The 236-nt window shown below is 62.7% G+C and carries 1 protein-coding gene; it reads right to left on the bottom strand.

All coding sequences use genetic code 11. The features are described from left to right. On the bottom strand, positions 1-236 hold a 236-nt coding region (locus BK660_RS32715; RefSeq protein WP_185045249.1), incomplete at both ends, for a carbohydrate porin.

Raw genomic sequence — 236 nt, 5'->3', positions numbered from 1 at the left:
GCGGGCGAGGGCGAAACCGATGTCATCCTTGGCGCGCGCGTCGAACGGGCCTTTGTAGGTGATGCCGGCCTGCACGTAGTTGTCGATCGCGTTGGTTTTCTTGTCGTGCATGGTGCCGTTGGCGAACACGCTGAGGCCGCGCGAGTTATCGCTGGCGATGCTGGTGATTTGCTGCTGAATGCCCAGCCACACGCCGTGTTTGCTCGACGCGCTGCGATAGGCTTCACCGCTCAGCG

This window comes from Pseudomonas brassicacearum, assembly GCF_003732265.1.
In the GTDB taxonomy this organism is placed as follows: domain Bacteria; phylum Pseudomonadota; class Gammaproteobacteria; order Pseudomonadales; family Pseudomonadaceae; genus Aquipseudomonas; species Aquipseudomonas brassicacearum_D.
Note: the sequence above shows the minus strand (reverse complement) of the source record. Positions and strands in the feature narration are given on the sequence as shown.